Here is a 14,002-nt window from a genome sequence, read left to right on the forward strand (position 1 = left end):
GCGAATATCCGGCCGAACGGCCAATCTTTGCGAGGCGGCGCAGGCACGCGGCGTCGGGGTTGGTAAAATCCTGCCCACCGCTCCCGCTTTTCGCCCCCTCCTTCATGTCCCGTTCGCTCGAAATTCTCAACGAAGTCTTCGGTTATCCCGCGTTCCGGGGGCAGCAGGCCGAGATCGTCGAGCATGTCGCGGCGGGCGGCGATTCGCTGGTGCTGATGCCGACCGGCGGCGGCAAGTCTCTGTGCTACCAGATTCCGGCGCTCGTGCGGCACGAGGCCGGACAGGGCGCCGGCATCGTCGTGTCGCCGCTGATTGCGCTGATGCAGGACCAGGTTGCCGCGCTCACCGAAGTCGGCGTGCGCGCCGCGTACCTGAACTCGACGCTGTCCGGCGCCGAGGCCGCGGCGACCGAGCGCGCGCTGCGCGAAGGCGACCTCGACCTGCTGTACGTCGCGCCGGAGCGGCTGATGACGCCGCGTTTCCTCGATCTGCTCGAACGCACGCGGATCGGTCTCTTCGCGATCGACGAGGCGCACTGCGTATCGCAGTGGGGCCACGACTTCCGTCCCGAGTACATCCAGCTTTCGGTGCTGCACGAGCGGTTCCCGAACGTGCCGCGGATCGCGCTGACCGCGACCGCCGACGCGATCACGCGCGACGAGATCGTGCATCGGCTCGCCCTCGACGACGCGCGGATCTTCGTGTCGAGCTTCGACCGCCCGAACATCCGCTACCGGATCGTCGAGAAAGACAACGCGCGCACGCAACTGCTCGACTTCATCCGCGCCGAGCACACGCGCGCGGACGGCACGACCGACGCGGGCGTCGTGTACTGCCTGTCGCGCCGCAAGGTGGAGGAGACGGCCGAGTGGCTGAAGGGGCAGGGCGTGCGGGCGCTGCCGTACCACGCGGGGATGGAGTTCGAGGTGCGTCAGCGGCACCAGGAAAGCTTCCAGCGCGAGGAGGGCATCGTGATGTGCGCGACGATCGCGTTCGGGATGGGGATCGACAAGCCGGACGTGCGCTTCGTCGCGCACCTCGATTTGCCGAAGAGCGTCGAAGGCTACTATCAGGAAACCGGACGCGCGGGCCGCGACGGGATGCCGGCGAACGCGTGGATGGCGTACGGTCTCGGCGACGTCGTGCAGCAGCGCAAGATGATCGAGGAGTCCGACGCGGACGACGCGCACAAGCGCGTGCAGACCGGCAAGCTCGATGCGCTGCTCGGGCTGTGCGAAGCGGCGTCGTGCCGGCGTGTGCGGCTGCTCGCGTATTTCGGCGAGTCGAGCCAGCCGTGCGGCAACTGCGACAACTGCCTCGAACCGCCGGCGACGTGGGACGCGACGCGCGAGGCGCAGATGGCGCTGTCGTGCGTGTTCCGCGCGCAGCGCGCGAGCGGCTTCAACTTCGGCGCCGGCCATCTGATCGACATCCTGCGCGGCAACCGCAGTGAAAAGATCATCCAGCGCGGCCACGATCAACTGAGCACGTTCGGGATCGGCTCGGCGCAGTCCGAGCCGGAATGGCGCGCGATTTTCCGTCAACTGGTCGCATTCGGTTATCTGAGCGTCGATCACGACGGCTTCGGCGCGCTGGTGCTGACCGAGGCGAGCAAGCCGGTGCTGAAGGGCGAGCAGAAGGTCACGATGCGCCGCTACGTGAAGCCGACCCGTACGCGCCAGGCGTCGGGCCGTACGAGCGAGCGTGCCGATCCGACGCTCGGTATGAGCCCGCGCCAGCGCGCGCGCTGGGAGCGGCTGCGGCTGTGGCGTACCGAGACCGCGAAGAGCGAAGGCGTGCCGGCCTACGTGATCTTCCACGATGCGACGCTCGCGGAGATCGCGCGCAGCGGTCCGGATACGATCGACGACCTGCGCGAGATCCCCGGCATCGGCGCGCGCAAGCTCGAACGCTTCGGCGAGGAACTGCTCGAAGTCGCCTGCGACGAGTAAACCCCGCGCGCAGCCCGAAATCGCTGCAACCTGTTGACTCACTTGGTCTTTTCGGAATATGATGCTAGGTTCCGGTTCTCGGGGCGACTGCGCTCGTCATCAGGTAATACATCAAGTTGCACGCGAGCCTGCGCAGCGCAAACCGGGTCGGAGTTCGATACGCGCGTTTTCCGCTTTGCCCGGAAACGAATGCGTCGATTTTGTTCAATTTCAGGAATAAACAATGCCAACCATCAATCAACTGGTTCGCAAAGGCCGCACGTCGGAAACGACGAAGAGCAAGAGCCCGGCCTTGCAGGACTGCCCGCAGCGTCGCGGCGTGTGCACCCGCGTGTACACGACGACGCCGAAGAAGCCGAACTCGGCACTCCGTAAGGTCGCCAAGGTTCGCCTGACGAACGGTTTCGAAGTGATCTCGTACATCGGCGGTGAAGGCCACAACCTGCAGGAGCACTCGGTCGTGCTGATCCGCGGCGGCCGTGTGAAGGACTTGCCGGGTGTGCGTTATCACATGGTTCGCGGCTCGCTGGATACCCAGGGCGTCAAGGATCGTAAGCAGGCTCGTTCGAAGTACGGCGCGAAGCGCGCGAAGGCTGCGAAGTAAGTGTCTCAAGGGTGTCGCCAGCAGTGTGGCGGCAAGGCGGTGGTGCCGGAATCGTCCGGTGCTGTCGAGTAAGTGGTCACCCGACCAGGCTGGTAAGTCCGGGTTGAGAAGCTCGGGATGAATCGGGTTAGTTGGTGACCGCGGGGTGCAGGGGATCAAACCCACCCCAACTGAAAAGTTAAAGGAAGAAAGATGCCGCGTCGTCGCGAAGTCCCCAAGCGGGAAGTATTGCCGGATCCGAAGTTCGGCAACGTAGATGTAGCCAAGTTCATGAACGTGCTGATGCTGTCCGGCAAGAAGTCGGTTGCCGAGCGCATCGTGTACGGCGCTTTTGAACAGATCCAGACCAAGGGTGGCAAGGACCCGCTGGAAGTGTTCACTGTCGCGCTCAACAACGTCAAGCCGGTGGTCGAAGTGAAGAGCCGCCGCGTCGGTGGGGCGAACTATCAGGTTCCGGTGGAAGTGCGTCCGTCGCGTCGTATGGCATTGGCGATGCGTTGGCTGCGTGAAGCCGCGAAGAAGCGCAGCGAGAAGTCGATGGCCCTGCGTCTTGCAGGTGAACTCTCCGAAGCGGCCGAAGGCCGTGGCGGCGCGATGAAGAAGCGCGACGAAGTTCACCGGATGGCCGAGGCGAACAAGGCGTTCTCGCATTTCCGTTTCTAAGCATCCCGACCCCCGGGTAGCAAAAAAATCGGAAAGAAATTCCGGGCGGGTGCGCTTCAAAAGCGCCTCGCCCGTTTGTGTTCAGGCGTGTCGGGTTTGTTGCCCGTCGCGCCAACCCCATAGAGGATCAAAGTGGCTCGCAAGACTCCCATCGAGCGCTACCGCAACATCGGTATCAGCGCCCACATCGACGCCGGCAAGACGACGACGACCGAGCGCATCCTGTTCTACACCGGCGTGAACCACAAGATTGGTGAAGTGCACGACGGCGCCGCAACCATGGACTGGATGGAGCAGGAGCAGGAGCGCGGCATCACCATCACGTCCGCTGCGACGACCGCCTTCTGGAAGGGCATGGGCGGCAACTATCCGGAACACCGGATCAACATCATCGATACCCCGGGCCACGTCGACTTCACGATCGAAGTCGAGCGCTCGATGCGCGTGCTCGACGGCGCGTGCATGGTCTACTGCGCAGTCGGCGGCGTGCAGCCGCAGTCGGAAACGGTGTGGCGCCAGGCGAACAAGTACAAGGTGCCGCGTCTCGCGTTCGTCAACAAGATGGACCGTACCGGTGCGAACTTCTTCAAGGTCTATGACCAGTTGAAGACCCGTCTGAAGGCGAACCCGGTGCCCGTCGTGGTGCCGATCGGTTCGGAAGAAAACTTCAAGGGCGTCGTCGATCTGTTGAAGATGAAGGCGATCATTTGGGACGAAGCGTCGCAAGGCACGAAGTTCGACTACGTCGACATCCCGGCCGAACTCGTTGACATGTGCAACGAGTGGCGCGAGAAGATGATCGAGTCGGCGGCGGAAGCCAGCGAAGAGCTGATGGAAAAGTACCTCGGCGGCGAAGAGCTGTCCGAAGAGGAAATCGTCAAGGCGCTGCGTGACCGCACGATTGCGTGCGAAATCCAGCCGATGCTGTGCGGCACCGCGTTCAAGAACAAGGGCGTGCAGCGCATGCTCGACGCCGTGATCGACTTCCTGCCGTCGCCGGTCGACATTCCGCCGGTCAAGGGCGAGCTGGAAAACGGCGACGTGGCTGAGCGCCGTGCGGCTGACGACGAGAAGTTCTCGGCGCTCGCGTTCAAGATCATGACCGATCCGTTCGTCGGTCAGCTGATCTTCTTCCGCGCGTATTCGGGCACCGTGAACTCGGGCGACACCGTGCTGAATTCGACCAAGGGCAAGAAGGAACGCCTCGGCCGTATTCTGCAGATGCACGCGAACAACCGCGAAGAAATCAAGGAAGTGCGTGCGGGCGACATCGCGGCGGCGGTGGGTCTGAAGGATGCGACCACCGGCGACACGCTGTGCGACCCGGCGAACCCGATCGTGCTGGAACGCATGATTTTCCCGGAGCCGGTGATCTCGCAGGCCGTCGAGCCGAAGACGAAGCCCGACCAGGAAAAGATGGGTATTGCGCTGAACCGTCTTGCTCAGGAAGACCCGTCGTTCCGCGTCCAGACGGACGAGGAATCGGGCCAGACCATTATTTCGGGCATGGGCGAACTGCACCTCGAAATTCTGGTCGACCGGATGAAGCGCGAATTTGGCGTGGAAGCGACCGTCGGCAAGCCGCAGGTTGCGTATCGCGAAACCATCCGCGCGACTGCGAAGGACGTCGAAGGCAAGTTCGTCAAGCAGTCGGGTGGTCGCGGCCAGTATGGCCACGCGGTCATCACGCTGGAGCCGAACGAGCAGGGCAAGGGCTACGAATTCCTTGACGAGATCAAGGGCGGCGTGATCCCGCGCGAATACATCCCGGCGGTGGACAAGGGTATCGCTGACACGCTGAAGGCGGGTGTGCTCGCGGGCTTCCCGGTCGTCGACGTGAAGGTCCATCTGACGTTCGGTTCGTACCACGACGTGGACTCGAACGAAAACGCGTTCCGGATGGCCGGCTCGATGGCGTTCAAGGAAGCGATGCGCCGTGCGCAGCCGGTGATCCTCGAACCGATGATGGCCGTCGAAGTCGAAACGCCGGAAGACTACATGGGCAACGTGATGGGCGACCTGTCGGGTCGTCGCGGCATCGTCCAGGGCATGGAAGACATGGTCGGCGGCGGCAAGATCGTGCGCGCCGAAGTTCCGCTGTCGGAAATGTTCGGTTATTCCACGTCGCTGCGTTCGCTGACCCAGGGTCGCGCGACGTACACGATGGAATTCAAGCATTACGCGGAAGCGCCGCGCAACGTGGCTGACGCGATCATCAACGCGAAATCGAAGTAACTCCGTCGGCAGTTATCGAGTCAACTTTTTTTGAAAGAAGAGAAACATGGCTAAAGGTAAATTTGAGCGGACCAAGCCGCACGTGAACGTGGGCACGATCGGTCACGTTGACCACGGCAAGACCACGCTGACGGCAGCGATCACGACGGTGCTGACGAAGAAGTTCGGCGGCGAAGCGAAGGCGTACGACCAGATCGACGCGGCGCCGGAAGAAAAGGCGCGCGGCATCACGATCAACACCGCGCACGTCGAGTACGAAACGGCGAACCGTCACTACGCCCACGTCGACTGCCCGGGTCACGCGGACTACGTGAAGAACATGATCACGGGCGCCGCGCAGATGGACGGCGCGATCCTGGTGTGCTCGGCCGCTGACGGCCCGATGCCGCAGACGCGCGAGCACATCCTGCTGGCCCGTCAGGTCGGCGTGCCGTACATCATCGTGTTCCTGAACAAGTGCGACATGGTGGACGACGCGGAACTGCTCGAACTGGTCGAGATGGAAGTGCGCGAACTGCTGTCGAAGTACGACTTCCCGGGCGACGACACGCCGATCATCAAGGGCTCGGCCAAGCTGGCGCTGGAAGGCGACACGGGCGAGCTGGGTGAAGTGGCGATCATGAACCTGGCCGACGCGCTGGACACGTACATCCCGACGCCGGAGCGCGCGGTGGACGGTGCGTTCCTGATGCCGGTGGAAGACGTGTTCTCGATCTCGGGTCGCGGCACGGTGGTGACGGGCCGCGTCGAGCGTGGCGTGGTCAAGGTCGGCGAGGAAATCGAGATCGTCGGTATCAAGCCGACGGTGAAGACGACCTGCACGGGCGTGGAAATGTTCCGCAAGCTGCTCGACCAGGGTCAGGCGGGCGACAACGTCGGTATCCTGCTGCGCGGCACGAAGCGTGAAGACGTGGAGCGCGGCCAGGTGCTGGCCAAGCCGGGTTCGATCACGCCGCACACGCACTTCACGGCTGAAGTGTACGTGCTGAGCAAGGACGAAGGCGGCCGCCACACGCCGTTCTTCAACAACTACCGTCCGCAGTTCTACTTCCGTACGACGGACGTGACGGGCTCGATCGAGCTGCCGAAGGACAAGGAAATGGTGATGCCGGGCGACAATGTGTCGATCACGGTGAAGCTGATCGCGCCGATCGCGATGGAAGAAGGTCTGCGCTTCGCCATCCGCGAAGGCGGCCGTACCGTCGGCGCAGGTGTCGTCGCCAAGATCATCGAGTAAAATCGCTGGTTTGCTGTAGAAGTCGAAGTGTCCCGAAACGGGATGGGGCAGGAGTCGGCGCGAAAGCGTTGACTTCCGCCGACACCTGGGGCCGGGCATCCGCTCCTCGCGGGAGTCCGGTCCTACGTTCTTTAGTTAATCCGGCGGTGCAACACCGCCTCGCTCTTTTCAAGGAATCGTCATGCAGAACCAGAAAATCCGTATTCGCCTGAAGGCTTTCGACTATCGCCTGATCGACCAGTCGGCTGCCGAGATCGTCGACACGGCGAAGCGGACCGGTGCGATCGTCCGTGGCCCGGTGCCGCTGCCGACCCGCATCCAGCGTTTCGACATCCTGCGTTCGCCGCACGTGAACAAGACGTCGCGCGACCAGCTCGAAATCCGCACCCACCTGCGCCTGATGGACATCGTCGATCCGACGGACAAGACCGTCGATGCGCTGATGAAGCTGGACCTGCCGGCCGGCGTGGACGTCGAAATCAAGCTGCAATAAGGCTTTCCGGCGCCGGCCGCTGTCGCGGGCGGCGCTAAGTCATTGATTGCTTGCGGAAAACGAAAAGGCGCGTTATACTCGGCGTCTTTTCGCGCATTTGCGCAAAAAGTCGGCGTGTCTTTTCGGGGCCTGTGGCTCCGGGCGGACCTGAAAACGCCGGCACTTTGTAAATTAGCCCCGACCAATCGCAGTCGGGAATGGAGAAAACGATGAGCCTTGGACTCGTAGGTCGCAAGGTTGGCATGACCCGTATCTTCACGGCTGAAGGGGATTCGATTCCCGTCACCGTGCTGGACGTGTCCGACAACCGCGTGACGCAGATCAAGACTGTTGAAACCGACGGCTACACGGCCGTTCAGGTTGCGTTCGGTACGCGCCGTGCTTCGCGCGTGACGAAGCCGCTCGCAGGTCATCTCGCCAAAGCCGGTGTTCAGGCTGGTGAAATCCTCAAGGAATTCCGTGTCGACGCAGACAAGGCTGCCGCGCTGGCCGCTGGCGGTGTCGTCGATGTGGATCTCTTCCAAGTGGGCCAGAAGGTCGACGTGCAAGGCGTGTCGATCGGTAAGGGCTACGCCGGTACCATCAAGCGTTACAACTTCGCTTCGGGTCGTGCTTCGCACGGTAACTCGCGCTCGCACAACGTGCCGGGCTCGATCGGTATGGCGCAGGATCCGGGTCGCGTGTTCCCGGGCAAGCGCATGACCGGTCACATGGGCGACGAAACCGTGACGGTGCAGAACCTCGAAATCGCCCGTATCGACGCAGAGCGCAAGCTGCTGCTGGTCAAGGGCGCCGTTCCGGGTGCGAAGGGCGGCAAGGTTTTCGTTACGCCGGCCGTGAAGGCGCGCGTGAAGAAAGGAGCGCAATAATGGAACTTAAGCTCCTGAATGCCAATGGCCAGGAAGGCGCTGGGGTCAACGCATCGGACGTCGTGTTCGGCCGTGACTACAACGAAGCCCTGATCCACCAGATCGTCGTCGCTTATCAGGCGAACGCGCGCAGCGGCAACCGCGCGCAGAAGGACCGCGAACAGGTCAAGCACACCACCAAGAAGCCGTGGCGCCAGAAGGGTACGGGCCGTGCCCGTGCCGGTATGTCGTCGAGCCCGTTGTGGCGCGGCGGTGGTCGCATCTTCCCGAATTCGCCGGAAGAAAACTTCGCGCACAAGGTCAACAAGAAGATGCATCGCGCAGGCCTCTGCTCGATCTTCTCGCAGCTGGCCCGCGAAGGCCGCATCTCGGTCGTCGAGGACCTCTCCCTCGAAGCGCCGAAGACGAAGCTGCTGGCCGAAAAGTTCAAGGCCATGGGTCTCGATTCCGTGCTGGTCATCACCGACACGGTCGACGAGAACCTGTATCTCGCGTCGCGCAACCTCGCCCACGTGGCGGTCGTTGAGCCGCGTTACGCCGACCCGCTGTCGCTGATCTACTTCAAGAAAGTTCTGATCACGAAGGCTGCGGTCGCCCAGATCGAGGAGTTGCTGTCATGAGCGAGATTCGCAAGAACGATCATCGTTTGATGCAGGTCCTGCTCGCGCCGGTGATCTCCGAAAAGGCGACGCTGGTGGCGGACAAGAACGAACAAGTGGTGTTCGAAGTCGCGCCGGACGCGACCAAGCAGGAAGTCAAGGCTGCTGTCGAGCTGCTGTTCAAGGTGGAAGTCGATTCCGTCAACGTGCTGGTCCTGAAGGGCAAGCAAAAGCGCTTCGGCCGTTTCATGGGCCGCCGCAAAGACGTGAAGAAGGCGTATGTCTGCCTGAAGCCCGGCCAGGAAATCAACTTTGAAGCGGAGGCCAAGTAATCATGGCAATCGTGAAAGTTAAGCCGACCTCGCCGGGTCGCCGCGCGATGGTGAAGGTGGTCAACAAGGATCTGCACAAGGGTGCGCCGTATGCGCCGCTGCTCGAAAAGCAATCCTCGAAGGCCGGCCGCAACAACAACGGTCACATCACGACGCGTCACCAGGGTGGTGGTCACAAGCAACACTACCGTGTGATCGATTTCCGTCGTACGAAGGACGGCATTCCGGCGAAGGTCGAGCGTCTCGAATACGACCCGAACCGCAGCGCGAACATTGCGCTGGTTCTGTACGCAGACGGCGAACGCCGCTACATCATCGCGCCGAAGGGCCTGACGGTGGGTCAACAACTGATGTCGGGCTCCGAAGCGCCGATTCGTGCAGGCAACACGCTGCCGATCCGCAACATCCCGGTCGGTACGACGATTCACTGCATCGAAATGCTGCCGGGCAAGGGCGCGCAGATCGCGCGTTCGGCTGGCACGTCGGCGATGCTGCTGGCTCGCGAAGGCACGTACGCGCAGGTTCGTCTGCGCTCGGGCGAAATCCGCCGCGTGCACGTCGAGTGCCGCGCGACGATCGGTGAAGTCGGCAACGAAGAGCACAGCCTGCGCCAGATCGGCAAGGCAGGCGCGAACCGCTGGCGCGGCATCCGCCCGACGGTGCGTGGCGTTGCAATGAACCCGGTCGACCACCCGCACGGTGGTGGCGAAGGCAAGACCGCTGCAGGCCGTGATCCGGTGAGCCCGTGGGGCACGCCGACGAAGGGTTACCGCACCCGCAGCAACAAGCGCACGACGAGCATGATCGTCCAGCGCCGTCACAAGCGTTAAGGAGCAGCAATGGCACGTTCTGTTAAAAAAGGTCCGTTCTGCGACGCCCATTTGCTGAAGAAGGTTGAGGCGGCTGCAGCATCGCGTGACAAGAAACCGATCAAGACCTGGTCGCGTCGTTCGACGATCCTGCCGGACTTCATCGGCCTGACGATCGCCGTTCACAACGGCCGTCAACACGTTCCGGTGTACGTCTCGGAAAACATGGTCGGCCACAAGCTTGGCGAGTTCGCATTGACCCGTACGTTCAAGGGTCACGCGGCCGACAAGAAGGCCAAGAAATAAGGGGCTATCAAGATGGAAGTGAAAGCAATTCATCGCGGTGCCCGCATCTCGGCGCAGAAAACGCGCCTTGTGGCTGACCAGATCCGCGGGTTGCCGGTCGACAAGGCGCTGAACGTTCTGACGTTCTCGCCGAAGAAGGCGGCTGGCATCGTGAAGAAGGTCGTGCTGTCTGCGATCGCGAATGCCGAGCACAACGAAGGCGCCGATATTGACGAGCTGCGCATCAAGAGCATCTACGTCGACAAGGCTGCATCGCTCAAGCGTTTCACCGCGCGCGCAAAGGGCCGCGGTAACCGCATTGAGAAGCAATCCTGTCACATCACTGTGACGGTCGGGAACTAAGGGGTCATACGATGGGACAGAAAATTCATCCGACTGGCTTCCGTTTGGCCGTCAGCCGCAATTGGGCTTCGCGTTGGTACGCGAACAACAACAATTTCGCGGCGATGTTGAAGGAAGACATCGGTGTTCGTGAATACCTGAAGAAGAAGCTGAAGAACGCTTCGGTGGGTCGTGTCGTGATCGAGCGTCCGGCAAAGAACGCGCGCATCACGATTTACAGCTCGCGTCCGGGTGTCGTGATCGGCAAGAAGGGCGAGGACATCGAACTGTTGAAGTCGGAACTGCAACGCCGCATGGGCGTGCCGGTCCACGTCAACATCGAGGAAATCCGCAAGCCGGAAACCGATGCGCAACTGATCGCCGATTCGATCACGCAGCAGCTCGAACGCCGGATCATGTTCCGCCGCGCGATGAAGCGCGCGATGCAGAACGCGATGCGTCTGGGTGCCCAAGGCATCAAGATCATGAGCGCGGGCCGTCTGAACGGTATCGAAATCGCACGTACCGAGTGGTATCGCGAAGGTCGCGTGCCGCTTCATACGCTGCGTGCCGACATCGACTACGCAACGTCGGAAGCGAAGACGACGTACGGCATCATCGGCGTCAAGGTTTGGGTTTACAAGGGCGATACGCTCGGCCGCAACGACGCACCGGTGGTGGAAGAAGTCACCGAGGAAAAGCGTCCGCGCCGTAACGCGCGTCCGGGTGACCGTCGTCCGCGCCGTGATGGCGAAGGTGCGCCGGGTGCCCGTCGTGGCGGTCCGCGCCGTGGCGCTGCCGGCGGCGACGGCAAGACTGGAGAATAACGATGCTGCAACCGAAACGCAGGAAGTATCGCAAAGAGCAGAAGGGCCGTAACACCGGCGTCGCAACGCGCGGCAACGCAGTTTCGTTCGGTGAATTTGGCCTGAAGTCTCTCGGTCGCGGCCGTCTGACCGCGCGTCAAATCGAAGCGGCGCGTCGTGCCATGACGCGTCACATCAAGCGCGGCGGCCGTATCTGGATCCGTATTTTCCCGGACAAGCCGATCTCGCAAAAGCCGGCCGAAGTGCGTATGGGTAACGGTAAGGGTAACCCGGAGTACTACGTCGCCGAGATTCAGCCGGGCAAGATGCTGTACGAAATGGATGGCGTGACCGAGGAACTGGCGCGTGAGGCGTTCCGTCTGGCTGCAGCGAAGCTGCCGCTGAAGACGGCCTTCATCGTTCGTCAGCTCGGCGCCTAAGGAGCAAATGATGAAGGCTTCCGAACTTCACCAGAAAGACAAGGCCGCGCTGAACCAAGAGCTGTCGGACCTTTTGAAGGCGCAATTCGGCCTGCGCATGCAACTCGCGACCCAGCAGCTCACGAACACGAGCCAGCTGAAGAAGGTTCGTCGCGACATCGCACGTGTGCGGACCGTCCTGACTGAGAAGGCGAACCAGAAATGAACGATAGCGTGAAAACCTCGCTCAAGCGGACGCTGGTCGGCAAGGTCGTCAGCAACAAGATGGACAAGACGGTCACCGTGCTCGTCGAGCACCGTGTGAAGCACCCGATCTACGGCAAGTACGTCGTGCGCTCGAAGAAGTACCACGCACACGACGAAACGAACACCTACAACGAGGGCGACCTCGTCGAAATCCAGGAAACTCGTCCCGTTTCGAAGACGAAGGCCTGGACGGTGTCGCGTCTTGTTGAAGCTGCCCGCGTGATCTAAGACAGATCGAGCGACAGAAGTAGTTGAAATCGCAGTAGATTTCGCTTGCAAGACCGGGATTATTTGTTATAATCTCGGTCTTCCCTCGTTACGGGAGCCCCGTCGCGGGCGAAATTGGTGGGGGAAGCGGATCGGGCGCCAGCCTGGCTCCGTAGGAATCACCGGATTGCGATGGCGGGTTTCGTTTGCCGTCGCTGCTGTTCTGACCCAAGCAGCTGAGCAATGCAGTGCGGCTGACGGGACCAAGACTGACCGGATGCGCCATGGTGGCGTAACCGGATTAAGTTGGGAAAGATAAACCATGATCCAGACCGAAACTCGGCTTGAAGTGGCCGACAACACGGGTGCGCGTGAAGTCATGTGCATCAAGGTGCTCGGCGGCTCGAAGCGTCGTTACGCCAGCATCGGCGACATCATCAAGGTGAGCGTCAAGGAAGCGACGCCGCGTGGTCGCGTGAAGAAGGGCGAAATCTATAACGCCGTCGTGGTTCGCACCGCGAAGGGCGTTCGTCGCCAGGACGGCTCGCTGATCAAGTTCGATGGCAATGCCGCCGTGCTTTTGAATACCAAGCTTGAGCCGATCGGCACCCGTATCTTCGGGCCGGTTACGCGTGAGCTGCGCAGCGAACGGTTCATGAAGATCGTTTCGCTCGCGCCGGAAGTGCTGTAAGGGAGTCGCGATGAACAAGATTCGCAAGGGTGACGAAGTCATCGTCATCACCGGCAAAGACAAGGGCAAGCGCGGCGTCGTGCTGGCCGTTGGCGATGAACGTGTGACCGTCGAGGGCATCAACATCGCAAAGAAGCATGTGAAGCCGAACCCGATGAAGGGTACGACGGGCGGCGTGGAAGCGAAGACGATGCCGCTGAACATTTCGAACGTCGCGCTGGTTGACGCGAACGGCAAGCCGTCGCGCGTCGGCATCAAGGTCGAAGGGGACAAGAAGGTTCGTTTCCTGAAGACGACCGGTGCTGTCCTGAGCGCCTGACGCTGCGGAGTAAAAAATGGCACGTTTGCAAGAATTTTACAAAGAGAAGGTCGTTCCGGGCCTGATCGAGAAGTTCGGTTACAAGTCGGTCATGGAAGTGCCGCGTATCACCAAGATCACCCTGAACATGGGCCTTGGCGAAGCGGTTGCTGACAAGAAGGTAATCGAGAACGCCGTGGGCGACCTGACGAAGATTGCTGGCCAGAAGCCGGTCATCACGAAGGCGCGCAAGGCAATCGCTGGCTTCAAGATCCGTCAGGGTTATCCGATCGGCGCGATGGTCACGCTGCGCGGCCAGGCGATGTACGAATTTCTCGACCGTTTCGTGACGGTTGCGCTCCCGCGGGTGCGCGACTTCCGTGGCGTGTCGGGCCGTGCATTCGACGGTCGTGGCAACTACAACATCGGTGTGAAAGAGCAGATCATTTTCCCCGAAATCGACTACGACAAGATCGACGCGCTGCGTGGGCTGAATATCAGCATCACGACGACCGCGAAGACCGACGATGAAGCCAAGGCACTGCTCGCCAGCTTCAAGTTCCCGTTCAGAAACTGAGGTTACCGTGGCTAAACTGGCACTGATCGAACGTGAAAAGAAGCGCGCCCGGCTGGCAGCGAAGTTCGCGCCGAAGCGTACGGCGCTGAAGGCGATCATCGACGACCAAAGCAAGTCGGAAGAAGAGCGCTACGCAGCTCGTCTCGAACTGCAACAACTGCCGCGTAACGCGAACCCGACCCGCAAGCGTAACCGCTGCGCGATCACCGGTCGTCCGCGTGGCACGTTCCGCAAGTTCGGACTCGCGCGTAACAAGATTCGTGAAATCGCGTTCCGTGGCGAAATCCCTGGCGTCACCAAGGCGAGCTGGTAATAGG

The 14,002-nt window shown here is 61.7% G+C and carries 20 protein-coding genes; all 20 read left to right on the forward strand.

Going from position 1 to position 14,002, the window contains the following annotated elements:
• Positions 1-104: 104 nt before the first annotated feature.
• The 20 genes from recQ (at position 105) to rpsN (ending at position 13,998) form a co-directional block, all read left to right on the forward strand.
• A complete protein-coding gene (gene recQ, locus BLV92_RS02555) occupies positions 105-1,952 on the forward strand; it encodes a DNA helicase RecQ (protein ID WP_090541977.1) in 1,848 nt (615 codons plus the stop codon).
• Between the two features lie 223 nt (positions 1,953-2,175).
• A complete protein-coding gene (gene rpsL, locus BLV92_RS02560) occupies positions 2,176-2,556 on the forward strand; it encodes a 30S ribosomal protein S12 (RefSeq protein WP_010106973.1) in 381 nt (126 codons plus the stop codon).
• Between the two features lie 192 nt (positions 2,557-2,748).
• Positions 2,749-3,219, forward strand: a complete 471-nt coding sequence (gene rpsG, locus BLV92_RS02565) for a 30S ribosomal protein S7 (protein WP_006053291.1) — start codon at positions 2,749-2,751, stop codon at positions 3,217-3,219.
• 132 nt (positions 3,220-3,351) lie between these two features.
• The gene (gene fusA, locus BLV92_RS02570) at positions 3,352-5,454 is read left to right on the forward strand and encodes an elongation factor G (protein ID WP_090541979.1); all 2,103 of its coding nucleotides are present in this window, start codon (positions 3,352-3,354) and stop codon (positions 5,452-5,454) included.
• Between the two features lie 46 nt (positions 5,455-5,500).
• Positions 5,501-6,691 carry an elongation factor Tu gene (tuf, locus tag BLV92_RS02575; RefSeq protein WP_090541958.1) on the forward strand — a complete coding sequence of 397 codons (1,191 nt, stop codon included), beginning with the start codon at positions 5,501-5,503 and terminating at the stop codon, positions 6,689-6,691.
• A gap of 181 nt (positions 6,692-6,872) precedes the next feature.
• Positions 6,873-7,184, forward strand: a complete 312-nt coding sequence (gene rpsJ / locus BLV92_RS02580) for a 30S ribosomal protein S10 (RefSeq protein WP_017777154.1) — start codon at positions 6,873-6,875, stop codon at positions 7,182-7,184.
• A 209-nt stretch (positions 7,185-7,393) separates the two neighbouring features.
• Positions 7,394-8,053 carry a 50S ribosomal protein L3 gene (gene rplC, locus BLV92_RS02585; RefSeq protein ID WP_090546777.1) on the forward strand — a complete coding sequence of 220 codons (660 nt, stop codon included), beginning with the start codon at positions 7,394-7,396 and terminating at the stop codon, positions 8,051-8,053.
• Positions 8,053-8,673, forward strand: coding sequence for a 50S ribosomal protein L4 (rplD, locus tag BLV92_RS02590; RefSeq protein WP_090541980.1), 621 nt, complete (start codon positions 8,053-8,055; stop codon positions 8,671-8,673). Before rplC ends, rplD begins: the two co-directional genes overlap by 1 nt.
• Positions 8,670-8,984, forward strand: coding sequence for a 50S ribosomal protein L23 (rplW, locus tag BLV92_RS02595; protein ID WP_090541981.1), 315 nt, complete (start codon positions 8,670-8,672; stop codon positions 8,982-8,984). The genes rplD and rplW overlap by 4 nt, the downstream gene beginning before the upstream one ends.
• A 2-nt stretch (positions 8,985-8,986) precedes the next feature.
• The gene (gene rplB / locus BLV92_RS02600) at positions 8,987-9,814 is read left to right on the forward strand and encodes a 50S ribosomal protein L2 (RefSeq protein WP_090541983.1); all 828 of its coding nucleotides are present in this window, start codon (positions 8,987-8,989) and stop codon (positions 9,812-9,814) included.
• A 9-nt stretch (positions 9,815-9,823) separates the two neighbouring features.
• Positions 9,824-10,099 (forward strand): 30S ribosomal protein S19, encoded by a 276-nt coding sequence (gene rpsS, locus BLV92_RS02605; protein ID WP_035554748.1) that lies wholly within the window; start codon positions 9,824-9,826, stop codon positions 10,097-10,099.
• A gap of 12 nt (positions 10,100-10,111) precedes the next feature.
• Positions 10,112-10,441: a 50S ribosomal protein L22 gene (gene rplV, locus BLV92_RS02610; protein WP_090541985.1), complete on the forward strand. Its 330-nt coding sequence runs from the start codon at positions 10,112-10,114 to the stop codon at positions 10,439-10,441.
• An 11-nt stretch (positions 10,442-10,452) separates the two neighbouring features.
• A complete protein-coding gene (gene rpsC, locus BLV92_RS02615) occupies positions 10,453-11,247 on the forward strand; it encodes a 30S ribosomal protein S3 (protein ID WP_090541987.1) in 795 nt (264 codons plus the stop codon).
• Between the two features lie 2 nt (positions 11,248-11,249).
• Complete coding sequence (rplP, locus tag BLV92_RS02620) at positions 11,250-11,666, forward strand: 50S ribosomal protein L16 (RefSeq protein ID WP_090541989.1); 417 nt, start codon at positions 11,250-11,252, stop codon at positions 11,664-11,666.
• 10 nt (positions 11,667-11,676) lie between these two features.
• A complete protein-coding gene (rpmC, locus tag BLV92_RS02625; protein ID WP_028228156.1) occupies positions 11,677-11,871 on the forward strand; it encodes a 50S ribosomal protein L29 in 195 nt (64 codons plus the stop codon).
• Complete coding sequence (rpsQ, locus tag BLV92_RS02630; protein WP_090541991.1) at positions 11,868-12,140, forward strand: 30S ribosomal protein S17; 273 nt, start codon at positions 11,868-11,870, stop codon at positions 12,138-12,140. Before rpmC ends, rpsQ begins: the two co-directional genes overlap by 4 nt.
• Before the next feature lie 301 nt (positions 12,141-12,441).
• Complete coding sequence (gene rplN / locus BLV92_RS02635; protein WP_028213345.1) at positions 12,442-12,810, forward strand: 50S ribosomal protein L14; 369 nt, start codon at positions 12,442-12,444, stop codon at positions 12,808-12,810.
• Positions 12,811-12,820: 10 nt separating this feature from the next.
• Complete coding sequence (gene rplX / locus BLV92_RS02640; protein WP_090541993.1) at positions 12,821-13,129, forward strand: 50S ribosomal protein L24; 309 nt, start codon at positions 12,821-12,823, stop codon at positions 13,127-13,129.
• 16 nt (positions 13,130-13,145) lie between these two features.
• Positions 13,146-13,685, forward strand: a complete 540-nt coding sequence (gene rplE, locus BLV92_RS02645) for a 50S ribosomal protein L5 (RefSeq protein WP_090541995.1) — start codon at positions 13,146-13,148, stop codon at positions 13,683-13,685.
• 7 nt (positions 13,686-13,692) lie between these two features.
• Positions 13,693-13,998 (forward strand): 30S ribosomal protein S14, encoded by a 306-nt coding sequence (rpsN, locus tag BLV92_RS02650; RefSeq protein ID WP_090541997.1) that lies wholly within the window; start codon positions 13,693-13,695, stop codon positions 13,996-13,998.
• The last annotated feature ends 4 nt before the right edge of the window (positions 13,999-14,002 follow it).

The organism is Paraburkholderia caballeronis (assembly GCF_900104845.1).
GTDB classification, from domain to species: Bacteria; Pseudomonadota; Gammaproteobacteria; order Burkholderiales; family Burkholderiaceae; genus Paraburkholderia; species Paraburkholderia caballeronis.

What these genes read in the sequence shown, in the direction of transcription:
- recQ (WP_090541977.1), top strand. Translation starts at nt 105, where the DNA reads ATGTCCCGTTCGCTCGAAATTCTCAACGAAGTCTTCGGTTATCCCGCG.
- rpsL (WP_010106973.1), top strand. Translation starts at nt 2,176, where the DNA reads ATGCCAACCATCAATCAACTGGTTCGCAAAGGCCGCACGTCGGAAACG.
- rpsG (WP_006053291.1), top strand. Translation starts at nt 2,749, where the DNA reads ATGCCGCGTCGTCGCGAAGTCCCCAAGCGGGAAGTATTGCCGGATCCG.
- tuf (WP_090541958.1), top strand. Translation starts at nt 5,501, where the DNA reads ATGGCTAAAGGTAAATTTGAGCGGACCAAGCCGCACGTGAACGTGGGC.
- rpsJ (WP_017777154.1), top strand. Translation starts at nt 6,873, where the DNA reads ATGCAGAACCAGAAAATCCGTATTCGCCTGAAGGCTTTCGACTATCGC.
- rplC (WP_090546777.1), top strand. Translation starts at nt 7,394, where the DNA reads ATGAGCCTTGGACTCGTAGGTCGCAAGGTTGGCATGACCCGTATCTTC.
- rplD (WP_090541980.1), top strand. Translation starts at nt 8,053, where the DNA reads ATGGAACTTAAGCTCCTGAATGCCAATGGCCAGGAAGGCGCTGGGGTC.
- rplW (WP_090541981.1), top strand. Translation starts at nt 8,670, where the DNA reads ATGAGCGAGATTCGCAAGAACGATCATCGTTTGATGCAGGTCCTGCTC.
- rplB (WP_090541983.1), top strand. Translation starts at nt 8,987, where the DNA reads ATGGCAATCGTGAAAGTTAAGCCGACCTCGCCGGGTCGCCGCGCGATG.
- rpsS (WP_035554748.1), top strand. Translation starts at nt 9,824, where the DNA reads ATGGCACGTTCTGTTAAAAAAGGTCCGTTCTGCGACGCCCATTTGCTG.
- rplV (WP_090541985.1), top strand. Translation starts at nt 10,112, where the DNA reads ATGGAAGTGAAAGCAATTCATCGCGGTGCCCGCATCTCGGCGCAGAAA.
- rpsC (WP_090541987.1), top strand. Translation starts at nt 10,453, where the DNA reads ATGGGACAGAAAATTCATCCGACTGGCTTCCGTTTGGCCGTCAGCCGC.
- rplP (WP_090541989.1), top strand. Translation starts at nt 11,250, where the DNA reads ATGCTGCAACCGAAACGCAGGAAGTATCGCAAAGAGCAGAAGGGCCGT.
- rpmC (WP_028228156.1), top strand. Translation starts at nt 11,677, where the DNA reads ATGAAGGCTTCCGAACTTCACCAGAAAGACAAGGCCGCGCTGAACCAA.
- rpsQ (WP_090541991.1), top strand. Translation starts at nt 11,868, where the DNA reads ATGAACGATAGCGTGAAAACCTCGCTCAAGCGGACGCTGGTCGGCAAG.
- rplN (WP_028213345.1), top strand. Translation starts at nt 12,442, where the DNA reads ATGATCCAGACCGAAACTCGGCTTGAAGTGGCCGACAACACGGGTGCG.
- rplX (WP_090541993.1), top strand. Translation starts at nt 12,821, where the DNA reads ATGAACAAGATTCGCAAGGGTGACGAAGTCATCGTCATCACCGGCAAA.
- rplE (WP_090541995.1), top strand. Translation starts at nt 13,146, where the DNA reads ATGGCACGTTTGCAAGAATTTTACAAAGAGAAGGTCGTTCCGGGCCTG.